At 64.7% G+C, this 23,725-nt stretch carries 22 protein-coding genes; 3 read left to right on the forward strand and 19 right to left on the reverse strand.

From position 1 onward, the window contains the following. The first annotated feature begins 100 nt into the window (after positions 1 to 100). Both ACS7SF_RS14275 and ACS7SF_RS14280 read left to right on the forward strand, forming a co-directional pair. Positions 101 to 1,027, forward strand: a complete 927-nt coding sequence (locus ACS7SF_RS14275; protein WP_439890392.1) for an EamA family transporter — start codon at positions 101 to 103, stop codon at positions 1,025 to 1,027. A 52-nt stretch (positions 1,028 to 1,079) separates the two neighbouring features. Continuing rightward, the gene (locus ACS7SF_RS14280; RefSeq protein ID WP_439890393.1) at positions 1,080 to 2,285 is read left to right on the forward strand and encodes an amino acid aminotransferase; all 1,206 of its coding nucleotides are present in this window, start codon (positions 1,080 to 1,082) and stop codon (positions 2,283 to 2,285) included. 52 nt (positions 2,286 to 2,337) lie between these two features. Here the strand turns inward: ACS7SF_RS14280 and ACS7SF_RS14285 are convergent, their stop codons facing one another. The 5 genes from ACS7SF_RS14285 to ubiD form a co-directional block, all read right to left on the reverse strand. After that, positions 2,338 to 3,675, reverse strand: coding sequence for a GGDEF domain-containing protein (locus ACS7SF_RS14285; protein ID WP_439890394.1), 1,338 nt, complete (start codon positions 3,673 to 3,675; stop codon positions 2,338 to 2,340). Positions 3,676 to 3,818: 143 nt separating this feature from the next. Beyond that, positions 3,819 to 4,559, reverse strand: coding sequence for a hypothetical protein (locus tag ACS7SF_RS14290; protein ID WP_439890395.1), 741 nt, complete (start codon positions 4,557 to 4,559; stop codon positions 3,819 to 3,821). A gap of 129 nt (positions 4,560 to 4,688) precedes the next feature. Further along, on the reverse strand, positions 4,689 to 6,743 hold the full coding sequence (locus tag ACS7SF_RS14295; RefSeq protein ID WP_439890396.1) for an acetoacetate--CoA ligase: 2,055 nt from the start codon (positions 6,741 to 6,743) through the stop codon (positions 4,689 to 4,691). Between the two features lie 87 nt (positions 6,744 to 6,830). After that, on the reverse strand, positions 6,831 to 8,336 hold the full coding sequence (locus tag ACS7SF_RS14300) for an NAD-dependent succinate-semialdehyde dehydrogenase (protein WP_439890397.1): 1,506 nt from the start codon (positions 8,334 to 8,336) through the stop codon (positions 6,831 to 6,833). 120 nt (positions 8,337 to 8,456) lie between these two features. Then, positions 8,457 to 9,968: a 4-hydroxy-3-polyprenylbenzoate decarboxylase gene (gene ubiD, locus ACS7SF_RS14305; protein ID WP_439890398.1), complete on the reverse strand. Its 1,512-nt coding sequence runs from the start codon at positions 9,966 to 9,968 to the stop codon at positions 8,457 to 8,459. 536 nt (positions 9,969 to 10,504) lie between these two features. Here ubiD and ACS7SF_RS14310 point away from each other — a divergent pair. Next, the gene (locus ACS7SF_RS14310) at positions 10,505 to 11,698 is read left to right on the forward strand and encodes a transglycosylase SLT domain-containing protein (protein ID WP_439890399.1); all 1,194 of its coding nucleotides are present in this window, start codon (positions 10,505 to 10,507) and stop codon (positions 11,696 to 11,698) included. A gap of 88 nt (positions 11,699 to 11,786) precedes the next feature. Here the strand turns inward: ACS7SF_RS14310 and ACS7SF_RS14315 are convergent, their stop codons facing one another. From ACS7SF_RS14315 to glyA, 14 genes are all read right to left on the reverse strand, one after another. Continuing rightward, positions 11,787 to 12,971 carry a pyridoxal phosphate-dependent aminotransferase gene (locus ACS7SF_RS14315; protein WP_439890400.1) on the reverse strand — a complete coding sequence of 395 codons (1,185 nt, stop codon included), beginning with the start codon at positions 12,969 to 12,971 and terminating at the stop codon, positions 11,787 to 11,789. 43 nt (positions 12,972 to 13,014) lie between these two features. After that, positions 13,015 to 13,482, reverse strand: coding sequence for a transcription antitermination factor NusB (gene nusB, locus ACS7SF_RS14320; protein ID WP_012761449.1), 468 nt, complete (start codon positions 13,480 to 13,482; stop codon positions 13,015 to 13,017). Positions 13,483 to 13,533: 51 nt separating this feature from the next. After that, the gene (gene ribH / locus ACS7SF_RS14325; RefSeq protein ID WP_439890401.1) at positions 13,534 to 14,028 is read right to left on the reverse strand and encodes a 6,7-dimethyl-8-ribityllumazine synthase; all 495 of its coding nucleotides are present in this window, start codon (positions 14,026 to 14,028) and stop codon (positions 13,534 to 13,536) included. 84 nt (positions 14,029 to 14,112) lie between these two features. Continuing rightward, positions 14,113 to 15,243 (reverse strand): bifunctional 3,4-dihydroxy-2-butanone-4-phosphate synthase/GTP cyclohydrolase II, encoded by a 1,131-nt coding sequence (ribBA, locus tag ACS7SF_RS14330; protein WP_439890402.1) that lies wholly within the window; start codon positions 15,241 to 15,243, stop codon positions 14,113 to 14,115. Between the two features lie 136 nt (positions 15,244 to 15,379). Beyond that, a complete protein-coding gene (locus ACS7SF_RS14335) occupies positions 15,380 to 16,024 on the reverse strand; it encodes a riboflavin synthase (protein WP_439890403.1) in 645 nt (214 codons plus the stop codon). A 6-nt stretch (positions 16,025 to 16,030) separates the two neighbouring features. Next, on the reverse strand, positions 16,031 to 17,143 hold the full coding sequence (ribD, locus tag ACS7SF_RS14340; RefSeq protein WP_439890404.1) for a bifunctional diaminohydroxyphosphoribosylaminopyrimidine deaminase/5-amino-6-(5-phosphoribosylamino)uracil reductase RibD: 1,113 nt from the start codon (positions 17,141 to 17,143) through the stop codon (positions 16,031 to 16,033). A gap of 19 nt (positions 17,144 to 17,162) precedes the next feature. Continuing rightward, positions 17,163 to 17,732: a GspH/FimT family pseudopilin gene (locus tag ACS7SF_RS14345; protein WP_439890405.1), complete on the reverse strand. Its 570-nt coding sequence runs from the start codon at positions 17,730 to 17,732 to the stop codon at positions 17,163 to 17,165. Next, positions 17,720 to 18,127: a prepilin-type N-terminal cleavage/methylation domain-containing protein gene (locus tag ACS7SF_RS14350; RefSeq protein ID WP_439890406.1), complete on the reverse strand. Its 408-nt coding sequence runs from the start codon at positions 18,125 to 18,127 to the stop codon at positions 17,720 to 17,722. The genes ACS7SF_RS14345 and ACS7SF_RS14350 overlap by 13 nt, the downstream gene beginning before the upstream one ends. Then, positions 18,127 to 19,962 (reverse strand): pilus assembly protein, encoded by a 1,836-nt coding sequence (locus ACS7SF_RS14355; RefSeq protein ID WP_439890407.1) that lies wholly within the window; start codon positions 19,960 to 19,962, stop codon positions 18,127 to 18,129. Before ACS7SF_RS14355 ends, ACS7SF_RS14350 begins: the two co-directional genes overlap by 1 nt. Further along, complete coding sequence (locus ACS7SF_RS14360) at positions 19,959 to 20,603, reverse strand: pilus assembly protein PilZ (RefSeq protein WP_439890408.1); 645 nt, start codon at positions 20,601 to 20,603, stop codon at positions 19,959 to 19,961. Before ACS7SF_RS14360 ends, ACS7SF_RS14355 begins: the two co-directional genes overlap by 4 nt. Further along, positions 20,597 to 21,466 carry a PilW family protein gene (locus ACS7SF_RS14365; protein WP_439890409.1) on the reverse strand — a complete coding sequence of 290 codons (870 nt, stop codon included), beginning with the start codon at positions 21,464 to 21,466 and terminating at the stop codon, positions 20,597 to 20,599. The genes ACS7SF_RS14360 and ACS7SF_RS14365 overlap by 7 nt, the downstream gene beginning before the upstream one ends. Positions 21,467 to 21,509: 43 nt before the next feature. After that, entirely contained in the window at positions 21,510 to 21,701 is a 192-nt protein-coding gene (locus tag ACS7SF_RS14370; protein ID WP_439890410.1) for a prepilin-type N-terminal cleavage/methylation domain-containing protein, read from the reverse strand. A gap of 98 nt (positions 21,702 to 21,799) precedes the next feature. Further along, complete coding sequence (gene nrdR, locus ACS7SF_RS14375) at positions 21,800 to 22,264, reverse strand: transcriptional regulator NrdR (RefSeq protein WP_426397488.1); 465 nt, start codon at positions 22,262 to 22,264, stop codon at positions 21,800 to 21,802. Positions 22,265 to 22,392: 128 nt separating this feature from the next. Beyond that, positions 22,393 to 23,640: a serine hydroxymethyltransferase gene (glyA, locus tag ACS7SF_RS14380; protein ID WP_426397490.1), complete on the reverse strand. Its 1,248-nt coding sequence runs from the start codon at positions 23,638 to 23,640 to the stop codon at positions 22,393 to 22,395. Positions 23,641 to 23,725 lie beyond the last annotated feature (85 nt).

Consider the following 23,725-nt stretch of genomic DNA (forward strand, 5'->3'; position numbering starts at 1 on the left):
GATTCTGCCAACGTGGCTGTTTTGCTTGGTGGAAATCGCAAGATACTACTTTTTATGCTGAGGCATTCTGTCTTCATTCGAAAATCGAGGAAGAACAAGAATGCGCGGTTTGACATGGGGGGTGGGCGCGGGTGGTTCGGCTGGGCGAGCAGCCTTTCAGGCCAATCCGCTGATCGGGTATGCGGCGATGGTGCTGACGGTGTTGATCTGGGCCGGCTTCGCCTTGTCGATTCGCGCCATTGGCGCTTCGCCCTTGGCGACGGGTGATGTGGCGCTGATCCGTTTCGGCTTGCCGACGCTGTTGCTGTTGCCGTTCCTGCCATCACGCTGGTCGATGCTGCGGCGTGTGAAGCCGCTCAGTGCGCTGATGATTCTGGCTGGCGCCGGCCTGCCGTTTTTCTTCATGGCGTCTGCCGGCGGCAAGGCGACCTCCGCCGCCCACGTTGCTGCGCTCATCGCGGGGACCACGCCGTTGTCGGTGGCGCTGGTCGCCTATGCACTGGATCGTCAGCGAATCGGCGCGGCCCGGGCGCGGGCGATCGCCATCATTCTTGTCGGCGTGATGCTGTTGCTGGTGTCGCAATCGCATGCGCCGCAGGGTGCGTTCGTCGGCGGGGCGGCAACGCTGCTGCTGGCCAGCCTGCTGTGGGGCAGCTACACGTTGGGGTTGCGCCGCGCCGGGCTCGATGCCATCGGCTGCGCGCTGCTGCTGAGCGTGCCTTCGTTCCTGGTGCTGGTGCTGCTGGTGAGCGTGGGCCTGGTCGATAGCCACATCGGGCATTTCACCTTGTCGAACGCCATGCCCTTCTTGCTGGCCCAGGGTCTGGGCGTTGGGGTGATTTCCAGCGTGTCGTATGCGTTGGCGATCCGCCATCTGGATACGCCGCGCTGTTCCGCCATCGGCTCGCTGGCACCCGCGCTGGCATGCCTAGGGGCGGTGCCCCTGCTGGGCGAATCGTTGACCTTGACCGTTGTGTGCGGCGTTGCCGTGATCACCGCTGGCGTGATCCTGGCAAACCGTGCCTAGGGTCTGTTGACACATAACTTAGACCCTCGCATCACTCTTGCGGAGACCACACATGCTCGCGACCCTCGCAACCGTTGCCCCGGACCCGCTTTGGGGCCTGACTGCCGCTTTCCGCGCTGACGCCCGGCCCGACAAGGTCGATCTGGTGGTGGGCGTCTACCGGGATGAATCCGGGCGCACGCCGGTCATGGCCGCCGTAAAGGCCGCAGAGGAGCGCCTGGCAGCTGCCGGCGCCTCGAAGACCTACCGCGGGTTGGCGGGCAATCTCGATTTCAATGCGGGCCTTGCCACGCTGCTGCTCGGCCACGATGCACGACGCCTGGCCCGCCAGTACACGATGCAGACCGTCGGCGGCACAGGCGCGCTGCGGTTGCTGGCGGAGTTCATCGCTGTGGCGTCGCCTGGGGCGCGCGTGTGGGTGTCCGACCCGGGCTACGTCAACCATGTGCCCATCATGCGGGCCGCAGGGCTGGCGGTGGAGCGCTACCGCTGGCGCGCCGAGGGCGGCGTGCTCGATGCCGACGCCGTTCTCGAGGACCTTTCCGCCGCGCGTGCGGGCGACATCGTGCTGCTGCATGGCTGCTGCCACAACCCCACGGGCATCGACATGGACGCTAGCGTCTGGCAGGCCGTCGCGGCGTGCTGCGCAGAGCAAGGGCTGGTGCCGTTGGTCGACATGGCGTATCTGGGGCTTGCCGAAGGTCTGGAGCAAGACACCCAAGGTTTGCGGTTGCTGGTGGATGCGCTGGACACAGTGCTGGTGGCGGCGAGCTGCTCGAAGAGCATGGGCCTATACTGCGAGCGCACCGGCGCCGCCATGGTAATCGGCAAGAACGCGGCGGCCTTGCAGCCCGTCAGCGGCGTTCTGGAGCGCATTACGCGCAGCAACTATTCGATGCCGCCAGACCACGGCGCCGCCATCGTCGCCACCATCCTCGCCGATACCACGCTCACGGCGTGCTGGCGCGATGAGCTGGAACACATGCGTCAGCGCATCATCGGCACCCGGCGCCGGCTGGACGATGCGCTCGTCAGCCTGGGGGCGCCCAGCGCGCTACAGAACCTGTCGCGGCACAAGGGGATGTTTTCTGTGCTGCCGCTGGATGCCGATGCCATGGAGCGCCTGCGTGTGGATCACGGCATCTATGGCACGCAGGGCGGGCGTATCAACATCGCGGGATTGGCGTCAGAGCAGATCGGCAGGGTGGCGGGGGCGCTGGTCTCGGTAGCCGCCGATGCGGCACAGATGGCGGCCTGATGGGCCTGCAGGTGGACTTGGGTGGACTTTGCCGTGCACCACGGCAGTCCACTCACACCATGACCACCTTGTTCTTACCCGCCCGCTTGGCCTGATACATGCCGCGATCCGCGCGCTGAATCGCCGACATGGGTGCTTCGTCTTTGCCCAGTTCGGCCACGCCGGCCGAGAACGTGATGAAGAGCCGCGTATCGCCCGCCATGAAGAAGCGTTGGGTCAGCGCGCGCTGCAGCCGAATGATGGTCTGGACGCCATCTTCCAGGCCCGTATCGGGCATCAGGATCACGAATTCTTCGCCGCCAAAGCGGGCCAGCGTGTCTTGCGGGCGCATCGCTTCACGTGCCACCTGGGCCAGATGCGAGAGCGCTTCATCGCCGGTGCTATGCCCGTGGGTGTCGTTGATCGCCTTGAAGTTGTCGATGTCCAGAAACGCGATCGACAGCGTCGAGCTTTCGCGTGCCGCGTGCGCAACCTCGCGCGCCAGCGCTTCTTCCAGCCCTTTGCGGTTTAGGGTGCCGGTCAGCAGATCATGACGCGCAGAAGCCGACGCCGCATCCAGCGCCTTGCGCAGCGTCGCGACCTCGTTGGCGGCTTCTTCGGCGCGCTTCTTCATCACCGACAGCTCATCGCGATTGCGGGCGGATTCCAGCGACATCCAGCGGGTGGCGGACAGCGCATCCTGGATCGCCGGTGCGATCTCGGCGATCGACGTGGCCGATTCGATCTTCTTGGCGCACGCCTCCATCTGGCGATGGTGCTCGCCCGAGATCTCCGCCGCGGCGGAGAGACGCTCCATGAACGAGGCCAGGAGCCGCTTCATCTCTTCCTGGGCTTCGATGGACTTCGTCTTCAGCGAGCCCTGCTTGTGAATCACCTCTTTGAGGCGGCGGCGCAGGTCGTCAAGCCGGCGCAGGCTGACGGGCGCTTCGCTGGCCTTCATCAGCGCATCGATCTGGCCGCGCAGCCAGCGATCATCCGGCGAGAGTTCGCCGATGTTCTCAAAGATCAACTGCAGCAACCCGAGGAGCGATTTGCGAATCTCGTTCTGGTCTTCTGCGGCCAGTGCTAGCCAATGGTTGAACGTCGCGAGTCTCGCGTTCAGGTGCGCCAGGCTTTCCGACTCTGACCGGCACGCTGCGACCAGCGCGGAAGCGGCGGGCCCGATGGCGGCATCGTCTTCGCCCAGGGCGGGCAGGCAGCGCTCGATGGTGCGCGCGATGTGTTCGCGCAGTTCACGGACGAGCGTGGCGCGTTCGGTGCCGCCGTTTGGGTTGCTGCCGGCAATCTCGTGATAGATGGCTGCGAAGTTGTCTGGCGTGGGGGCGAGCTTGCGCGAGGCAAGCTCGCGTAGGGCATGTCGGGCGGTTTCGGAGGGGTTGAGGTCGGACATACCGGCGGAGGATAGCGAACAGCAGAACAGCAAGATTGTCCGCTGTTCTGCAGCGCGCGCAAAGTGGCCGGAGGCTTTTTGGGCCGGTGGAATCTGTGACGAGGCAAGTACTGCCGTGTGAAGGCTTGTACGCCCGTGGGCGCCTAGCGCCGTTGCGCCATCGCGTGCATGGCGTCGTCAACGAAGCGGGCGGCTGCCCGGTCGCCGACGATGGGTTCGGCTGCCTGGGCGCAGGCGGCAATCACGTCGCACAGCGATTGGGTGTCTTCCCCGCATGCGCGCAGCAGCGGCATGGCGGCGCCGGCTGCAGAGCCGAAGTGGTGCTGCGCCAAACGCATCAGCTCGACCTTGATCACATTCGGCAGGACGTCGGCCAGTTCGGGTGTGACGGACGATATGGATACGACCGGCGCCGTGGGTATGGCGGCGGCAGACACGGGCGCCACGTCAACGGGCGTCAGTTGGGACTCGTTGGCGGCCGGCATGTCGGCTGGGGCGGCGGTGGTCTGCAGGCCGAGCGTCATGCCGGTGAGCGGCGGCAATTCGTCGTAGATGGGGGATAGCGTGACCGCTTCGGCCTCGTCGTCAAACAACGGGCGATTGAAATAGGCGATGGGGTCGAAGGCGTCAGCGGGCGACGCCGCGGCAGGCAGGTCCGACAGCACCCCCGGCAGCACGTCCACCATGCCGGCTTGTTGCAGCCCAAGGAGCAATTCGTCCAGATCGGCCCAGTTGTCGAGCAGCTGATGCAGTTGCCCGACCGTGCGCGCGCCATCAATGAGGATGAGCAGATGCCGCTGGCGTATCTGCATATCGTGGCGGCGCGCGGCCAGCGCCTCGCGGCCGTCCTCCGTCTTGATCAGGACGCTCGTCGTTGCAAGCATGGTGAATCCCCGTTAAACAGCGAGCCCGACCTCTTGGCGTGCCGGTGCACGCTGTACGTTAGTCAGCCTGTCTGCGCCATGCCATCGTACGATTGGTGGAGATTGTAGAACCTCTGGCGATCAATCGGTTTAGAGCCGCCACGATTCCAGCGCTGGGGTGGCCTCGGCTGCTGTGCTGGTTTGCGCGGCCAGCGTGCGGGCATAGTCCACATACCACGCCAGCACGTCCGGGTTGGCCATCGCGTCGGGGTTGGCGATGCGCTCGGGTGGGGCGCCGAGCAGCAGCTTCTTGATCGGCACCTCCATCTTCTTGCCTGACAACGTACGCGGCACGTCCGGCGCCTGCTCGATGACGTTGGGCACATGCCGGGCCGACAACCCCGCCTTGACGCGCGCATTGATCGTATTGCGCAGCGTGTCATCCAGCACCGCGCCTTCGCGCAGCACCACGAACAGCGGCATGAACGATTCGCGGCCGAGGAATTCCAGATCGACGACCAGGCTGTCGAGTACTTCCGGCAGGTCTTCCACCACGCGATACAGCTCGGCCGTGCCCATGCGGATGCCGTGGCGGTTGATGGTGGCGTCCGACCGGCCATAGATGATGGCGCCCCCGCGCGGGGTGATCTTGATCCAGTCGCCGTGGCGCCACTGGCCGGGGTACATGTCGAAGTAGCTGTCGCGGTAGCGGCTGCCGTCGGTGTCGCCCCAGAAGAAGAGCGGCATCGACGGGATGGGCGCGGTGCAGACCAACTCGCCCACGGCGTCGATGAGGGGTTTGCCGGCTTCATCCAGCGCTTCCACGCGCGAGCCGAGGTTGCGGCATTGCATCTCGCCTGCGTAGACGGGCAGGGTGGCGACGCCGCCGACGAAGCAGCCGGCAAAGTCGGTGCCGCCCGAGATCGGGTTGAGCCAGACGTCGGCCTTCACGTGGCGGTAGATCCAGTCGTAGGCCTCGGCCGAGAGCGGCGAGCCGGTCGAGCCGATCGCGCGCAGCTTCGATAGGTCGAAATCGCGGCCAGGCTCGATCCCGGCCTTCAGGCAATTCGCGAAGAACGCCGCGCCCGCGCCGAAGAACGTCACGCCCGCGTCCTGCGCGAAGCGCCACAGCGTGTTGAGATCGGGCGTACCGGGGTTGCCGTCGTAGATGGCCAGCGTGACCCCGCCCAGCAGCCCGCTCGCCTGCGAATTCCACATGACCCAGCCGGTGCTGCTGTACCAGTGGTAGACGTCGTCGGGGCCTAGGTCGAGATGCAGCGCGCCCATGGCCGTCTGCACGAGCAGCAGCCCACCGTGCCCATGCACGATGGGTTTGGGCATGCCGGTGGTGCCAGACGAATAGAGAATCCACAGCGGGTGATCGGCCGCTACCGGCGTCACGACGAGCGGCACGTCGTTCGCTGTCAGGTAGCGCCAGTCCTTGGCTTGCGGGAAGTGCGCACGGTTGATATCACCAAGCAGTTGCGGCACCAGCACGAGGTGTTCGACCGTCGGCAGCGCAGCGATCATCTCTGCGACAACGTCGGTGCGCTCAAACGAGCGGCCGCCATAGTGATAGCCATCCACGGCGATGAGCACCTTGGGCTCGATCTGGCGGAAGCGGTCTGTGACGGCCACCTGGCCCATGTCGGGCGCGCAGACCGACCAGATCGCCCCGACGCTGGCCGTGGCGAGAAACGCGACGATGGCGTCCGGCGTGTTCGACAGATACGCGGCCACGCGGTCGCCTGGCACGACACCCATCTTGCGCAGCGCATCGGCCAGCGAGGCGACGCGCTGGCGCAGCTCGCGCCACGACCGATCCGCCAGGGGTTTGGTCTCGCTGGCGTAGCGGATGGCGGGGCGGTCGGGGCTGCCGCCTTCCTCCACGTGGCGCATGACCTGATCGACGTAATTCAGCTTGGCGCCGACCAGCCATTGCGCGCCGGGCATCGCTCGGTCGCCCAGTATCTTCGTGAAGGGTGTGGAGGCGCGCAGGTCGAAGTAGTCCCAGACGGAGGTCCAGAACGCTTCGAGTTCGGTGGTGGACCAATCCCAGAGCTTGGCGTAACCCTCAGGCGTGGTGGCCGAGAAGCGCAGCCCGCGTTCGCGCGCGAGCCAGTCGAGGTAACGCGTCAGGCGCGAACGCGCGATGACGTGAGCCGATGGCGTCCACAGCAGGGCGCCTTCCTGGATGGTGCTCATGTGTCTCCTCCGCCGAATGGGTGCATCGGCAAGCGGGAAGGCCGCCCGCTCTATGTGGCGGGTCGGCCAATGGGGTGGTGTGACGGCTTAGATGCCGCCCATGCACAGGTATTTGAGTTCCAGGTATTCGTCGATGCCGTAGACCGAACCTTCACGGCCCAGGCCCGATTGCTTGATGCCGCCGAACGGCGCCACCTCGTTCGAGATCAGCCCGGTGTTGATGCCGACCATGCCGTATTCCAGCTGCTCGGCCACGCGCCAGATGCGGCTGATGTCGCGACTGAAGAAGTACGAGGCGAGGCCGAATTCGGTGTCGTTGGCCAGGCGCACGACTTCCGCCTCGTCGTGGAACTTGAAGATGGCGGAGACCGGGCCGAATGTTTCTTCGCGCGCGATGAGCATGTCGGGCGTAGCGTCGGCCAGCACGGTGGGCTCGACAAAGCGCTGCGAGCCGAAGCCCGCCATCAGCTTGCCACCAGCGGTCACACGTGCGCCTTTTTGCGTCGCGTCGCTGATGTGGCGTTGCACTTTCTCCACGGCCTGATCGTCGATCAACGGGCCTTGTACCACGCCCGTGTCGAAGCCATTGCCGACCTTGATGCCGCGCACCTTGGCCGAGAGCTTCTCGACAAACGCGTCGTACACCGAGGCGTGCACGTAGAAGCGGTTCGTACACACGCAGGTCTGGCCCGCATTGCGGTACTTCGATTGCACCGCGCCCTCCACGGCGGCATCGATGTCGGCGTCGTCAAACACGATGAACGGCGCATGGCCGCCCAGCTCCAGCGCCACCTTCTTCACCGTCGGCGAGCACTGCTGCATCAGGATGCGGCCCACCGGCGTCGAACCGGTGAACGACAGGTGCCGCACGATCGGCGATTCGCACAACGCCTTGCCGATGGCGATCGAGCGATCGGCGTCGCCAGTCACCACGTTGACCACGCCCTTGGGAATGCCCGCGCGGTGTGCCAGTTCGGCCATCGCCAGTGCGGAAAGCGGCGTCTGCTCGGCCGGCTTGATGACGATGGTGCAGCCCGCCGCCAATGCCGGCGCCACTTTGCGGGTGATCATCGCCAGCGGGAAGTTCCACGGCGTGATGGACGCACACACGCCCACCGGCTGCTTGAGCACCACCATGCGCTTATCGCGCCAGGTGCTGGCCATCACGTCGCCGGAGACGCGCTTGGCTTCTTCGGCAAACCATTCGATGAAGGACGCGCCGTAGACGATCTCGCCCTTGGCCTCGGCCAGCGGCTTGCCTTGCTCGGCGGTCATCAGTGCGGCGAGGTCGTCGGCGTTGGCGATGAGCAGGTCGAACCAGCGGCGCAGGAGGGTCGCGCGCTCCTTGCCGGTCAGCTCACGCCAGGCCGGCCAGGCCGCATTGGCGGCGTCGATGGCGCGCAGCGTTTCTCCGTGGCCGAGGTTGGCGACGTCAGCCAGGTGCGCGTTGGTGGCCGGGTCGTGAACGGAGAAGGTGGCGCCGTCCGCCGCACCTACCCAGGCGCCATCCACGTAGGACTGCGTCTTGATGAGCGAGCGGTCTTTGATGCGCTCCAGTGCGTTGGCGGTGCGGGAGTCGTGTGCTTCGGCCATGGCGGTCTCCATAAAGGAAGGCGGACCGAAAGGCCCGCCTTTTAGATGCAGCAGTCGCTTAACTCGGTAAGAATAACCGAACGACCGTTCGCTCGCAGACTGAGCCGCCAAGCCTTGTGGCTATTGGAAGAGCGTGTCCCACATGGTGTCGACCTTGGCCTTGATGGCCGCATCCATAACGATCGGCTGACCCCATTCACGGGTGGTTTCGCCGGGCCACTTGTTGGTGGCGTCGATGCCCATCTTGGAGCCCAGACCCGACACGGGCGAGGCGAAATCGAGATAGTCGATCGGGGTGTTCTCGACCATGACCGTGTCGCGTGCCGGGTCCACGCGGGTAGTGATCGCCCAGATCACTTCCTTCCAGTCGCGCAGATTCACATCGTCGTCCACCACCACGATGAACTTCGTATACATGAACTGCCGCAGGAAGCTCCACACGCCAAACATCACGCGCTTGGCGTGGCCGGCGTACTGCTTCTTCATGCTGACCAGCGCCATGCGGTAGCTACAGCCCTCAGGCGGCAGATAGAAATCCGCAATCTCCGGAAACTGCTTCTGCAACAGCGGCACGAACACTTCGTTGAGTGCCACGCCCAGCACGGCCGGCTCATCGGGCGGCTTGCCTGTATACGTCGAGTGGTAGATCGGGTCGCGCCGCATGGTGATGCGCTCGACCGTGAACACGGGGAACCAGTCCTGCTCGTTGTAATAGCCGGTGTGATCGCCGAAGGGGCCTTCGAGTGCGTGCTGATAGCCGCTCGGGTGTGTCGGATCTGGTTGGATGTGGCCTTCTAGGACGATCTCCGCGCCAGCGGGCACCTGCAATTGCGCCTGCGCGAGCGAGGGCGTCAGACACGTCGCCAACTCGGTTCTGCTGCCACGCAGCAAGCCCGCAAATTGATACTCGGACAGCGTGTCCGGCACCGGCGTTACCGCGCCGAGGATCGTGGCCGGGTCCGCGCCCAGCGCCACGGCAATCGGGAACGGCTGCCCCGGATTGGCGATCGCGTGTTCGCGGAAATCCAGCGCGCCGCCCCGGTGCGCCAGCCAACGCATGATGACTTGGTTACGGCTGATCACCTGCTGGCGATAGATACCCAGGTTCTGCCGTTTCTTGTGCGGCCCACGCGTGATGACCAGCCCCCACGTGACCAACGGTGCCGCATCGCCCGGCCAGCACGTCTGCACGGGAATGCGAGCGAGATCCACATCGTCGCCTTCCCACACGATCTCCTGGCACGCCGGCGACGACACCTTGCGCGGCGCCATGTCCCACACGGCTTTGGCCATCGTCCACAGCTTGCCAGCTTCGCGCAGGCCGCGCGGCGGCTCAGGTTCCTTCAATGCGGAGAGCAGGCGGCCCACATCGCGCAGTTCGTCGAGCGATTCCGCACCCATGCCCAGCGCCACGCGGCGGGTGGTGCCAAATAAGTTGGCGAGCACGGGTATGTCGTACTTGCGCGTACCGTCCACCGGCTGCTCGAAGACCACCGCAGGGCCCTCAGCACGCAGCAGGCGGTCGCAGACTTCCGTCATTTCCAGCCGCGGTGACACCGGCTGACGCACGCGGCGCAGTTCGCCCGTGCGCTCCAGCTGGGCGAGAAAGTCACGTAAGTCTCTGTATTGCATGGAGATTTTGTAACGAAAGGTAATGGTTGGACGCCATCACGCACCCCCGAAACGGCCGAATGATCGTCCCGGGACGCTTTTTTTTGGTGTAGGCGGGGTGGCCGCGATTGTACGGGCAAAACTTCGCGGCACCCTGATGACAGAACGCCTCGCAGGTCAGCTAGTCCCAACAACGCGGGTCAAATCATAACTTTTGGATATAAAAACTTACTTCTTTATGATTGACTTGGCATAATGCGCTTCCTACAATCCATTCCGATCTGGCAATTGTTGCGTTGCAACATGTTTTCGGCTATTGCCTTCGCCTATCTCTCGTTCGAATGAGGGGCGACGCCAGAGCACTACAGCATCGCTGCGGGACGTGACCTCCCCAAGGACACGGCCCGTATTCTCTGGGCACTAGGGGAGTGCCCCCAACAGATGCCGGCTGACTGCAACAGCGCGGCATCCTTACTAAAAACCGTTGCGATTCGAAACGCACGGCGCCATGCAAAAGAAAGGCGCCCACCGGATCTGCGCAGCGGACGGAGGTAAGTATGAACGGTTGGAAAACCCTTCATTCTTCCGGGCTCGGTTCGGCGCTGCAACGCCGGCTCGTTGCTCCGGTTGGCCACCGCCTTGCGCGTGCTGGTCAAGTTGCGCTGCCTCGTAAGCTGCGCATGGAGTTGAACGCAGGGGGCGCTGTCGCGTCCCGCAATGAGTTGCATCCTGGCGTGCTGTGGGTCTTCCGCGGCGGGCATGTCATGCTCAACAGCATCGGCGTGCTCGCGGTGGTGGCTGCGGTGGCGCTCTCGCTCAACAGCGAGTGGCGTGCCGTCGTCGCCCAGCGCGTGCTGCATTTCACGCCCGGTGTGGACACCAATGTCGCTTCGGTCGGTCCGTCGTCCGCGATTGCGGCTGGCGTACAGCCGGTCGCTTTTGCGCCGACTGCGCCGTCAGCCGGGACGGGTGCCGTCCAGGCGGTGGCGCCTGCCGCGGCTCAAGGCGGCACGGTGGCGGCTGCCGGCTGGGACACGCTCTCCAAGGTGCCGTCTGTGGCCGAACTGGCCGCGCAGATCCCGAACACGCAGGTCGTCCGCGACGCGCGTGAGTCCGCAACCGCCGGTACGCCGCGCGAGCAGGCTGCTGTGGCGGAGTACATCGCCCGCAAGTACCGCGTAGCAGCGACCGCTACGGGTCAACTGGTGAAGGCGGCTTACCAGACCGGTAAGGAAGTCGGCGTGGACCCGCTGCTGATCCTGGGCGTGATGGCCATCGAGTCCAGCTTCAACCCGTTTGCCGAAAGCGGCGTGGGTGCGCAGGGCTTGATGCAGGTGATGACCAACATCCACAAGGATAAGTACGAGGCGATCGGCGGCGTGGGTGCTGCGCTCAATCCGTACGCCAATATCAAGGTGGGTGCGCTGGTGCTCAAGGATTGCATCGCGCGTGCCGGCTCGATCGAGGGTGGTCTGAAGCTGTACGTGGGTGCGGTGACGACGGATGGCAGCGGCTATGGTGGCAAGGTGCTGCAGGAGCGTTCGCGCCTGCGCATGGTGGCGACGGGGCACAAGTCCCCGGTGACCATGGCGTCCGAGCGGGAGCCGGCAGCAAAGCCGGTGGCTGCAGCCGCGCCCGTGACGCAGGCCGATGCGAAGGCGCAAACTGCCAAGCCAGCCGATAAGCAGCCGGTCGCCGGCCAGCAGGAAGAAGCACGTCTGGAAGGCAGCGCGCATCAAGGCCAAGCCTGAGCCTCGGCAATTGCAGTTTGCGTTCGCTATATAAGAAAGGCCGTCCTTCGGGACGGCCTTTTTGTTTGGGCGACGCGCAGCGCTTGGGCTAACGGGCGAACAGCCTGCCCAGTCGGGCTACCGCTTCTTCCAGATGATCCATCGACGTTGCATACGACAGGCGGATGTAGCGCTGCGCCGTGTGCGGGCCGAAATCCAACCCCGGCACCAGCACCACTCCCGCGTCATGCAGCATGGACTGCGTGAGCGCATCGGCGTCGTTGGCGTGCGGATGGTTCACGCCACGGCAGTCTGCATACACATAGAAGGCGCCATCCGGTTTGACGGGCACCTTAAAGCCCAGGGACTCCAGCGCCGGCACGATGAAATCCCGCCGGCGGCGGAATTCGGCCTTGCGGTCTTCATAGATGGCCAGCGCTTCCGGCTCAAAACACGCCAGTGCCGCATACTGTGCCACCGCCGACGCGCAGATGAACAGGTTCTGCGCGACCTTCTCGAACTCAGGCACCAGTTCGGTGGGCGCGACCAGCCAGCCCAGGCGCCAGCCCGTCATATTGAAATACTTCGAAAAGCTGTTGATCGTGACGACATCGTCGCCGAACGACAGCGCAGAGACCGGAGCGTGGTCATACGACAGGCCCTGGTAGATCTCGTCGACGATGGAGAACCCGCCCCGCGCACGCACTGTTTGCACAATGCGTTGCAGCTCGTCCGGCAGGATCGACGTGCCCGTCGGGTTGGACGGGGACGCCAGCAGTACGCCCTGCGTACGGTCACTCCAGTTGGCGTCGACTTGCTCGGCCGTCAATTGGAAGCGTGCTTCCGGCCCCGATGGCACCAGCTTCGCCGTGCCATTGAAAGCAGCCACGAAGTGACGGTTGCACGGGTAGCTCGGATCGGGCATCAGCACTTCGCCGCCAACTTCCACGAGCACCGCGCAGGCCAAGAGCAGCGCAGCAGATGCCCCGGCCGTGACGATGATGCGCTCCGGCGCAATGTCGAGACCGTAGGTGGACTGGTAGTAACGGGCGATGGCTTCGCGCAACGGGCGAATGCCCAGCGCGCCGGTGTATTGCGTGACGCCACGCCGCATGGCATCGGCGGCCGCGTGCACGACGGGTTCGGCGGCGGTGAAATCCGGCTCGCCGATACCCATGTGGATGATGCTGCGTCCCGCCAGTTCCAGTTCGCGAGCCTGTTTGGCCAGCTCCATCACGTGAAAAGCGCGGATATTGGCCAGCCGGGCGGCTGTCTGCAAGCGGTGGGCGTCCATCTTCAAGCGATGCGAAAGGTCAGGCGAACAACAAACGCCGCGATCAGCGGCGGGCGGCAACCTCAACAGCGCGCACCTGGGCGGCCAGCTTGTCCAGCACGCCGTTGACGTACTTGTAGCCTTCCACGCCGCCAAAGGTCTTGGTCAGTTCAACCGCTTCGTTGATCACGACCTTGTACGGGATGTCCACGCAGTGCACCAGCTCGTACGCGCCAACCAGCAGGGCAGCGCGCTCGACCGGCGACAGCTCGGCGACCGGGCGGTCCAGATACGGCGTGAAGGCCTCGGTCAGCGTGGTTTCTTCGCGGATGGCGCCGTGGAGCAGGGCGTCGAAGTGCGCACGGTCGGCCTTGTTGAAGCCTTGTGCGTCTTGCAGATGCGCTTCGACCACGCCCGGGTCGTTGCGGTTGAGCAGCCATTGATACAGACCCTGCAGTGCGAGTTCGCGTGCACGGCGGCGCGCGCTCTTGGCGGGCGCCTTGGTCTTGGCCTGAGAATTGTCTTGCGTCATGGAAAAGCCTTTGCGCCGGTGGGCGCATATTCGCGGCGCTGATTCGCGCGTTTACTCGTTTTCGTCTTCCTGGCCGTGATCCTGCAGACCGTCGAGATCGTTCGTCAGGTTGGCCATTTCAACGGCGGCGCGGGCGCAGTCACGACCCTTCTCGCGGGTGCGAGCGTGGGCTTGTGCGTCGGTGTCGGTGGTCAGGATGCCGTTGGCGATGGCGATGTTGAAATCCAGGCCCACGCGCGTGATGCCGGCGCCGGATTCGTTCGACACCAGCTCGAAGTGGTACGTCTCGCCGCGGATCACGGCGCCCAGTGCGATCAGTGCGTCGAACTGGCCCGATTCGGCCATCTTCTGCAGCGCCAGCGGCACTTCCAGCGCGCCCGGCACGGTCACCAGCAGCACGTCTTCGCCGGCCACGCCGAGTTGTTCCAGCTCAGCGACGCACGCTTCGCGCAGTGCTTCGCACACGGGTTCATTGAAGCGCGCCTGGACGATGCCGATGCGCAGGCCTTCGCCGTTCAGATTGGTCGGGTAGAAACCGTGGTCCATGGTGTATTCCGGTTGGAGTTGCCGCACAGGGCAGCGTCAGAAAAGAAGAAATCAGCGGGGCAGCCGAAGCTGCCGTACGAAACCTTAGTGGGTGGTGGCTGAAGCCGTTTCCGGGGCATCGGCCATCGATTGGTAGGCCGTGACCTCCAGATCGTAGCCGGCCATGCTCGGCAGCTTGAGCGGCGAGGCCAGCACACGCATCTTGCCAACACCCACGTCCTTGAGGATTTGCGCGCCGATCCCGTAAAGGCGGAGGTCGGGCTTGGCGCGCGGGCGCTCGTGCGGGGCATCCAGCGCGGTGAACTGCGCGAACAGGCGGTCCGGCGAATCGCCGCAGTTGAGCAGGACCACCACGCCGGCCGGCGCGGCCTGCACGGCGCGCAAGGCGGCGGGCACGCTCCACGAATGCGTGGTGCGCTGGCACTCGAGCAAATCCAGCACCGACAGCGGCTCGTGCACGCGCACCAGCGTCTCGGTGTCCGGCGTCGGCGTGCCTTTGACCAGCGCCAGGTGGGCACGGCTCGCAGCGCGGTCACGGAACGCGACGGCGTGGAACGTGCCGAACTGCGTTTCCATCGTGCGCTCGCCGACACGCTCGACAATGCTCTCGGTGCGGCTGCGGTATTCGATCAAATCCGCAATGGTGCCGATCTTCAGGCCGTGTTTCTGGGCAAACGCCACCAGATCCGGCAAGCGCGCCATGGTGCCGTCGTCTTTCAGGATCTCGCAGATCACGCCGGCGGGCGTCAGGCCGGCCAGTGCGGTCAGGTCGCAACCGGCCTCGGTGTGGCCAGCGCGCATCAGCACGCCGCCCTTCTGGGCACGCAGCGGGAAGATGTGGCCCGGATTCACCAGGTCCGACGGCTTGGCGTTCTTGGCGGCGGCCACCTGGATGGTGCGGGCGCGGTCGGCAGCGGAAATGCCGGTGGTCACGCCTTCGGCCGCCTCGATCGATACGGTGAAGTTGGTGCCGAACTGCGTACCGTTGCGGCTCGCCATCATCGGCAGGTCCAGCTGATCACAGTGTTCTTCGGTGAGCGTCAGGCACACTAGGCCCCGCGCATGCGTGACCATGAAGTTGATGGCTTCCGGCGTCACGAAATCGGCCGCCAGGACCAGGTCGCCTTCGTTCTCACGGTCTTCCTCGTCGACCAGGATGACCATCCGGCCGGCGCGGATTTCGGCAATGATTTCTTCGACTGTGGCGATCGACATGGCGTAGCGGGAGGCGCGTCGCGGGCCAGCCCCGGAATTTGTAACTTCGGTGGCCTGCGACTGCATAAATGGGAAGCCCGCTATTGTACGCGAAGGTGGCCCCCGCGATGTCGCCTAACCCAGGCGCGAACGGGGTTCAAGCGGCGACAGGCCGCGCGAGTGTGGTGTGACTTAGCATGCGCTCGACATAGCGGGCGATCAGGTCGATTTCCAGGTTGACCTGGCTGCCGGCCTTCAGGTGTTTGAGCGTCGTGACCGCCACGGTGTGCGGGATCAAGTTGATCGAGAACTCGCAGCCGTCGGCATCGTCGCGCACGCTGTTGACCGTGAGCGACACGCCGTTGACGACCACCGATCCCTTATAGGCCAGATATTTGCCCAGTTCCGGCGCGGCGCGCACGCGCAGTTCGTGCGATTCCCCCACCGGCGCGAAATGCGTGACGGTGCCCAGGCCGTCCACATGACCCGAGACGAGGTGGCCCCCGATGTGGTCGGCCAAGCGCAGCGCCTTTTCCAGATTCACTTCGCCTGGGCGTTCCAGTCCGACAGTTTTGGACAGCGATTCGCGCGACACATCGACGTCGAAACGGGTATCGGTTTTGGCGACGACCGTCATGCAGGCGCCCTGGATGGCGATGGAATCTCCCAGGGCAACGTCAGCCAGCGGCAATCCGCCGGCATCGATGGACAGGCGGACGCCAGCATCAGCGGCATCGGGGGTTGCGCCCAGCGGCGAGACGGTTTCAATGCGGCCAACTGCGGCGACGATTCCGGTGAACATGAGCAATCAATCCGTTGGGTTGCGGCGCGCCAGGATGCGGAGATCGCCCCCGATGCGCGAGATATCGTGAAAGAAGAATTCTGCCGCGCCTTCCAGCGTCTGCAGCGGCCCCATATTGAACATGCCCTGGCCCGAGCCGAGCACCTTGGGCGCCAGATAGACGAGGATCTCGTCGACCAGCCCTTCGCGCAGCAGCGAGCCATTGAGCTTGAAACCTGCCTCGACGTGTAGCTCGTTGATCTCGCGGCGGCCCAGTTCGCGCAGCACGGCCGCCAAATCGACCTTGCCGGCAGTGTTGGGCAGGAGGATGACTTCGGCGCCGCGCTCGGCCAGGGCGCGCATGCGGCCGGCTTCGGGTTGCGCGGCAAAGATCAGCGTCGGTTCGTGGTGCCCGTCGGCGGTGAGGATGTGCGCGTCGAGCGGCACGTCCAGCGCTGAGTCGATCAGCACGCGGCGCGGCTGGCGCGGCGTGTTGACCGCGCGCACGGTCAGGCGCGGGTTGTCTTCACGTACCGTGCCGATGCCGGTGAGGATGGCGCACGCGCGGGCACGCCAGCGATGGCCGTCGTTGCGCGCCTCGGTTTCGGTAATCCACTGGCTGATGCCGTTGTCCAGCGCGGTGCGGCCATCCAGCGACGCGCCAACCTTGACGCGCACCCAAGGCGTGCCACGCGTCATGCGCGAGACGAAGCCAATGTTCAGCTCGCGCGCCTCACGCTCCAGCAGGCCGCAACGCACGTCGACGCCGGCATCGCGCAGCTTCTGCAGGCCGCGTCCGGAGACAGCGGGGTTGGGGTCTTCCATGGCCGCCACCACGCGCGCGATGCCAGCTTCGACCAGGCGATCCGCGCAGGGCGGGGTGCGCCCGAAGTGGCTGCAGGGCTCCAGCGTCACATAAGCGGTGGCGCCACGCACGTCCTGGCCGCGCGACTGGGCATCCTTGATGGCCTGGACTTCCGCATGGTCCTGACCCGCGGGCTGTGTGTAGCCTTCGCCGATGATGGCGTCGCCTTGCACGATGACGCAGCCCACGCGCGGGTTGGGCGTGGTGGTGAAGAGCCCCTTCTCGGCCAGCGCCAGGGCACGTTGCATCATGGCGTGGTCGAAGTCGGAGAACATGGTGCGAAGCGTGGGGAAGTTAAGGGGTGTCGCCGTCGACCGGACAATTCGTGTCCGTGCTCGGGTCGCAAATGCGGGCGCGGCCTACGTCGTTGATCCGCACCCTGCGCGTATGCCGGCCGCTGGTGATGGTCAGCGTACCAGACAGAAAGGCACCGTTGCCTCTGCGTGAGTATCCCACAGGTGCAAACGAAAACGTGTCGTCAGGGAACTTGGACGTGATCTGTACGGTGGGGGGGATGGAAGGGGACGCCGACAACAGGGTTTCTTGCGCCGGCTTCGATGTTCTGTCCGGAGAGCTCGCGGGCGGCGACGTGACCACTTCCCAACCCCTAGACCAGTCTGCGGCCGCGCCTTGTGGACGTAGATGCGCCTGAACGTGCTGATACTGGGCGGTGGCCCGGGCAAGGGATACCGCGCTCGCAAACTGTTCAGCAAGCAAGATCACCGTCGCGCGCTGCCAGCGGTCGACGATCGAGGGCACCGCTATCACGGCCAATATGCCGACGATGGTCATCACGACGGCCAGTTCAAGGAGCGTCACGCCCATCTGCTGGATACGCCGTGTCGAGCGGGTCATGGCCAGCATGCTGGGTCAGGTGGCAGACGCTCACCGGTGCTGCGCAGGGTGAGCGTGCCGCACGCATCGGATTGGACGGGGGGAACACGGACCGCCTGTATCTCAATGCACTGCCTGGGTCGACGGACAGAGTCAATGCCGGTGCAATCTGGCGAGACGTTGATCGAGTAGCCATCGACCCGCAGCGTCGGGCCTGGGGAGTCGTCCGGGGGCAGATACGTGCCCGTACGTGCGTGTCGCAGTTCCAACTGGGCGAGGGTTGCCACCAGGGCCGCACCGGCCGCTGCGCGACGGGAACGGTCTCGATACGCCGGCCAGCCGGACATGGCCATAAACGCCAGCGCAGACGCCACGGCAACGACCACCATCAGTTCCAGCAGGGTGTATGCGTGTATGCGCCGCATCAGCGTGCCCCGGTTTCGGTCATCTCGCGCCAGCTCAGCCTGCCGAGTCGGCGCGTGTAGGTGCGGGTTTCCATCCGGCGGATACGGTCTCCATCGACCTGCCACAGGCTCGTGTGTGTGGTTTGCGTGGGGGGCTCACCGGTTGGCGGCTGAGTGGGTGATTCAGCCTGGGTGGTGATGAGTGGCGGCCCGGCAAGGATTTGCCCGGTGCGCCCGCTTTTTTCTGTGGGCAGACCAGTGCTTGGGTTCAGCAGATAGGCGCGCTGACGGTCGTCTGCATCGCGTGTGGTCAGCAGCAAGGTGTGCGTGTCGGCGGTGGATAGATCTTCGGGTACTTGGCCCACAGGCAGATCGATGCGCCAGCCAGCCGCACCACTGCTGCCATCCGCGCTGATCTGTACGGCGTCAGCGTCGGCGGTGGCGCTGCGGCCGGCGAGGTGTTCGCGTCCAAGATTGCGCGCGGAAGCAGCGGTATCCAAGACGCCGTACACGGTGGCGTGCTTGTCGCCATCGACAGCGGTGAAGACTAATAACGAGCCGGCAGCACTAGCTGCCAACAAGAGGGGGGAAATAATGCGCTGCGTTGCACCTTCGCTCGACTTGGCCGTAAAAAACGGTGTGCGCCGCTGTTCGTCGTTGGTGCCCAGTGCATTGGGCCAGGGCGATGCGCCGCTCAGATTGAAGCGCCAGATTTGGCCTTGCGTGTCCGCCGCGTATGCATAGGTGGCAAGCCCTTGCGCGTTCAGCGCGATAGCCGTCGCACCCAATCCACCGCGGCTACCGGCCGCCGGCACTGTGATGGCATGCGCTGTGTTCTTGGACCATGCGGACGTGCCGGGCTGGTTCAGTGCCAGCAGCAACAGGCGGCTTTCGGCTTGCGCGTCACCCTCGCCATTGCCGCTGATGGCGAACCAATGCGATTGCGTGCCGTCGGCCAGCGGCACAATCGGAATGGGGCCGTCGATCCGGCCCACGGTTGGGTCGTCGGTGTCGTCATAGGCCAGCAGAGGAGGAGCGCTGGCGGACTCGGGGTCCGTGACGTCCACCAGGAACAAGCCACGCCCCATGGAGCCGTTGCCGCATGCGAGCACCGAACGCCACTGCGCACCTGTCGATGCATCGGCGACAAATGGCCGGCTGCAAACCGCTGACGGTACGGGCCGATTTGGCGATGCATTACGCGCTGCTGTTGGCAGGACGGCGTCCGACATGACCGCAAAGCATTCGATGCCGGTAAGGGCATCAAAGCCGTGCAGCAGCCCATCGTTCGCGCCGACGTAGACCATCCATGCTCGCCGCGCATGATCTTTGCGGAACGCTGTATGGCTCGCGTCCAAGACAAAGCCCGGCGGCCCGAGTAACAGAGCGTGAGCGCCGCGCATGGAACCCAGGATCGATGTGCGTGACCTCAGGTGCGCGCCCGCATGTTCATCCCTGCGAATACCGCGCAGGTAGTCGATGCGCACGGCGCCGAGTTGGTCGTCGGCATTGAGTTCTGCTTGCTGGGCGGCCGATAGCGCTTCCCATTGCAGTGCCGCTGGTTTGCGCGCTCCGGCGCCATCGCGGTTGAACGTCCAGAGTTGGCGTGTGTTGGGCGCTGCGCTATTGCTATCCAACAGGCGGCTCGCTTCCCACAGGTCGGACGGCGCTGGTGCATCTAGCGTGCCGAGCGTGGGGCGGAACTGCATCGCGCGCAGCCGGCCACTCCACGCATCGTCGCCGTGCGCGATGACGAGATGGGTTGGCAACTGGCCTGCCGCCGGGTCGGCGATCGCCCCTGGGGTGAAGCCGAGCAACGCGGCAGCCAGCCACGCGCCGATGTGTTGCGCTTTCATGGCGCAACCGCCCGCACACGGTAGACAGATTGCAACATCACATTGACGTCCTCGTCGTTGCCGAAGCCGATGGCGGTAATACGGAAGAGTGGGGGCGTACGTTCTGTGCCGGCATGTGTCCAGAGTCCGGGCTGGGTGTCGGGAATGGGCTCGATGACATAGCGGGCGCGGTGTGCAGGTTTGTCGCGCGTGTCTGCGGTGGTGAATGTGTCCAGTTCGACGGCTTTGGCCTTGCTGTTGTTGTTCTGATCGGGCTCAAAGTGGGCGAGGTCTTGCACGGTTTGACCTGAATTTGGCCAGCACAGGCCACGTGTGGTTGCATCGGTCCCGCAACGGCCGGGGGCAAAGCCGGCGAGCGTGATCGGGTCTAGTGCTGCGATGCGTGCGGCGGGCGGTGGCGCTCCGCAAGCCTGGCTGGTGGGGGTCTTCGTGGCGAGCGCCAACTCGCATTCCGCAGCCGCCAACGCTGCTTCGGCTTCGCGCATGGCAAGGGCGTGATCCGCATAGAGCGTGGCGCGTCGGCGCTGATCACGCGCGATATGCAGGGCCGCCACCATCAACAGGCTGATGATGATGAGCGCGCTGATGACGGCAACAATCGAGAATCCGCGCGCATGAGTGAGCGGGTTCGAGTTCAGCATGCGTCCACCTCACAGTACAGCGGGTTATGCACGGTGAGTGTGGCGTTGAAGAGTCTGCGGTTGCGCCGTGGGTCTGTCGGGGTGAAGTAAAGATCTTGGTCGGTCGCCTGCGCGGACAACCCCGGGAAGAGGGTGATTCTGTTGGACTCGGGTGGCCTGATAGCGACGTTGTCGCCGCGAACGACCACAGCCACGTGCACTTGCTGCACGTGGCGCCAATCTGCGTCTTGCATGCCGCCTGCTGATAGGGCTACACCTGGGCGCGTTGCAATGGTGTAGAGCAGTTGCAGGGTGTCGATGCCGCGCACCATGCCGGAGCCTGCAATGGGCTCCTTGGGGGCGCCGGTGAACTCGCGGGTAAGGGAGCGACACATCAATTGCAGCTCTCCGTTGCTCCGGGAGGCATACAACATCATGTATCCCAAGCGTGGGTCGCTTGCGCCGTCAATGCGCTCGGGTATGCCGCGGCCACTGCAATCGCGTGTGGCACCGTCTTCGTTTTTTCCATCGGGCTGTGTGTTGCGCCCTGCAAAGCGAACCAGTAGGGCGTCGCTGCCCCGCTCTCCGTTGGAATTACAGCCAAACTCGGACAGCATGTGTGGGCTGCCGCAATTGTCTTTACCCTCCAGCGACAGCGCATCGTTCGCACCGGGCCAACGGCGCACGAGCGAGGTAGCAGGCGTGTCCGCAATCCACCCCGCCTGCTGTACTGCGGTGCGAATCAACTCCAGCGCTTGCATGCCGCGATCCTCCATGAGCGCTTCGTCGGCCAGACGCAGATAGCGTTGCCGTGCAATCAAGGTCAGCTGCAGCGCGATGCCCAGCACCATCAGTGCGATGACCATACCGACCAGCAGCTCCACCAGCGATACGCCACGCGCAGGCCGGATAAGCGGGTACGTCATGTCAAAGCGGCGCGGGTTGTACCAGCGGGGGACGAGCTTTTGCGCTCAGTTGGCGCGAGGCATAGCTGGCGGCCTCGATGGAGTCGAACGCGTGAAACATCGCAGCCGCGCCCAGCGAAAGCAGCGCCAGAGCAATGAGCGATTCAATCAGGATGGCGCCGCGTTGGCGGGCGGGGCGAGGGCGGACGGACATGGAGCGGCTGACGCGTGGCGGAGCCGCTCAAGTTAGTGCGGATTGGGGCGGGTAACTGTCACATGTGGTCAATGCCCGCGCTTTGACCACTGAGCAACCTATTTGCGCACGCTTGGCGCGGAAATCTCGTCAAGGACATCCCGAAACTCGGCGACATCCTCAAAGCTGCGGTACACCGATGCAAAGCGGATATACCCGATCTTGTCCAGCCGCTTGAGCTCCCGCATCACCAACTCGCCGACACGGTCGCTGCCGATTTCCTTCTCTCCGTGGCTGAGGAGTTTTTCTTCGATGCGCGCGATGGCCTCGTCGATGGCCTCGGCGGACACGGGGCGCTTGCGCAGCGCCAGGCGCATGGAATCCTTCACCTTGTTGCGGTCGTAATCGACGCGGCTGCCGTTCTTTTTGACGACAGCGGGGAAGAACAACTCGATGCGTTCGTAGGTCGTGAAGCGGCGGTCGCAGGCTTCGCACTTGCGGCGCCGGCGTACGGTGTCGGCGTCTTCCGACATGCGGGTTTCAATCACCTGGGTGGCCGCGTGGCCGCAAAAAGGGCATTTCATGCCGGTCTCCTCGGAAACCCTAGAACGCACAGCGCTAAAAAGAACAACGCCGCGATAGCCGGGCAGGCCTATCGCGGCAGGGTACTACGTGGCCTTAGGCGTGTACGCCTTCGACCCTGGTCGACAGCTTAGCCGTAGACCGGGAACTGCTTGGTCAGCTCGGACACCTTGGCGCGCACGGCAGCGATGTTCGCTTCGTCGTGCGGGTTGTCCAGCACGTCGGCGATCAGGTGTGCGACCTTCACAGCTTCGGCTTCCTTGAAACCGCGCGTGGTCATGGCCGGCGAGCCCAGGCGCACACCCGAGGTCACGAACGGCTTTTCCGGGTCATTCGGAATCGCGTTCTTGTTGACGGTGATGTGCGCATCGCCCAGCACCTTCTCGGCTTCCTTACCGGTGATGTTCTTGGCACGCAGGTCCACCAGCATCACGTGGCTCTCGGTGCGGCCTGACACGATGCGCAGGCCACGGGCCATCAGCGTTTCGGCCATGGCGGCGGCGTTCTTCACCACTTGCTGCTGGTAAGCCTTGAACTCCGGCGACAGCGCTTCCTTGAACGCCACCGCCTTGCCGGCGATCACGTGCATCAGCGGGCCGCCCTGGATACCGGGGAAGATCGCCGAGTTGATGGCCTTCTCGTGCTCGGCCTTCATCAGGATCACGCCGCCGCGCGGGCCGCGCAGGCTCTTGTGGGTGGTTGTGGTGACGAAGTCAGCGTGCGGGACCGGGTTCGGGTACACACCTGCGGCGATCAGGCCAGCGTAGTGGGCCATGTCCACCATGAAGTACGCGCCGATCGACTTGGCGATCTTGCCGATGCGCTCGAAATCGATGCGCAGGGCAAAGGCGGATGCGCCAGCGATGATCAGCTTCGGCTTCTTCTCTTGCGCCAGGGCTTCCAGCGCGTCGTAGTCGATGTCTTCCTGGGCGTTCAGGCCGTAGCTGACCACGTTGAACCACTTGCCGCTCATGTTGAGCGCCATGCCGTGCGTCAGGTGGCCGCCTTCGGCCAGGCTCATGCCCATGATCGTGTCGCCCGGCTTGAGCATGGCGAAGAACACACCCTGGTTGGCTTGCGAGCCCGAGTTCGGCTGCACGTTGGCGGCTTCAGCGCCAAACAGTTGCTTCACGCGGTCGATGGCGAGCTGTTCCACCACGTCCACGTATTCGCAACCGCCGTAGTAACGCTTGCCGGGGTAGCCCTCGGCGTACTTGTTGGTCAGTTGCGAACCCTGGGCGGCCATCACGGCCGGCGAGGTGTAGTTCTCGGAGGCAATCAGCTCGATGTGGTCTTCCTGACGCTGATTTTCCTTCTGGATGGCGGCAAAGACTTCGGGGTCGATCTGGTCGATCGTATAGCGGCTGCGTTCGAACATGGCGAGTGTCTGGTCTGAAATGAAACGGAATTGGCGGTGGTCGGGCGAGGCGGGGGAAACGCGCGCGGCTTGGACACCGTTCTGT

Source organism: Ralstonia sp. 25C (genome assembly GCF_051904805.1).
Classification (GTDB): domain Bacteria; phylum Pseudomonadota; class Gammaproteobacteria; order Burkholderiales; family Burkholderiaceae; genus Ralstonia.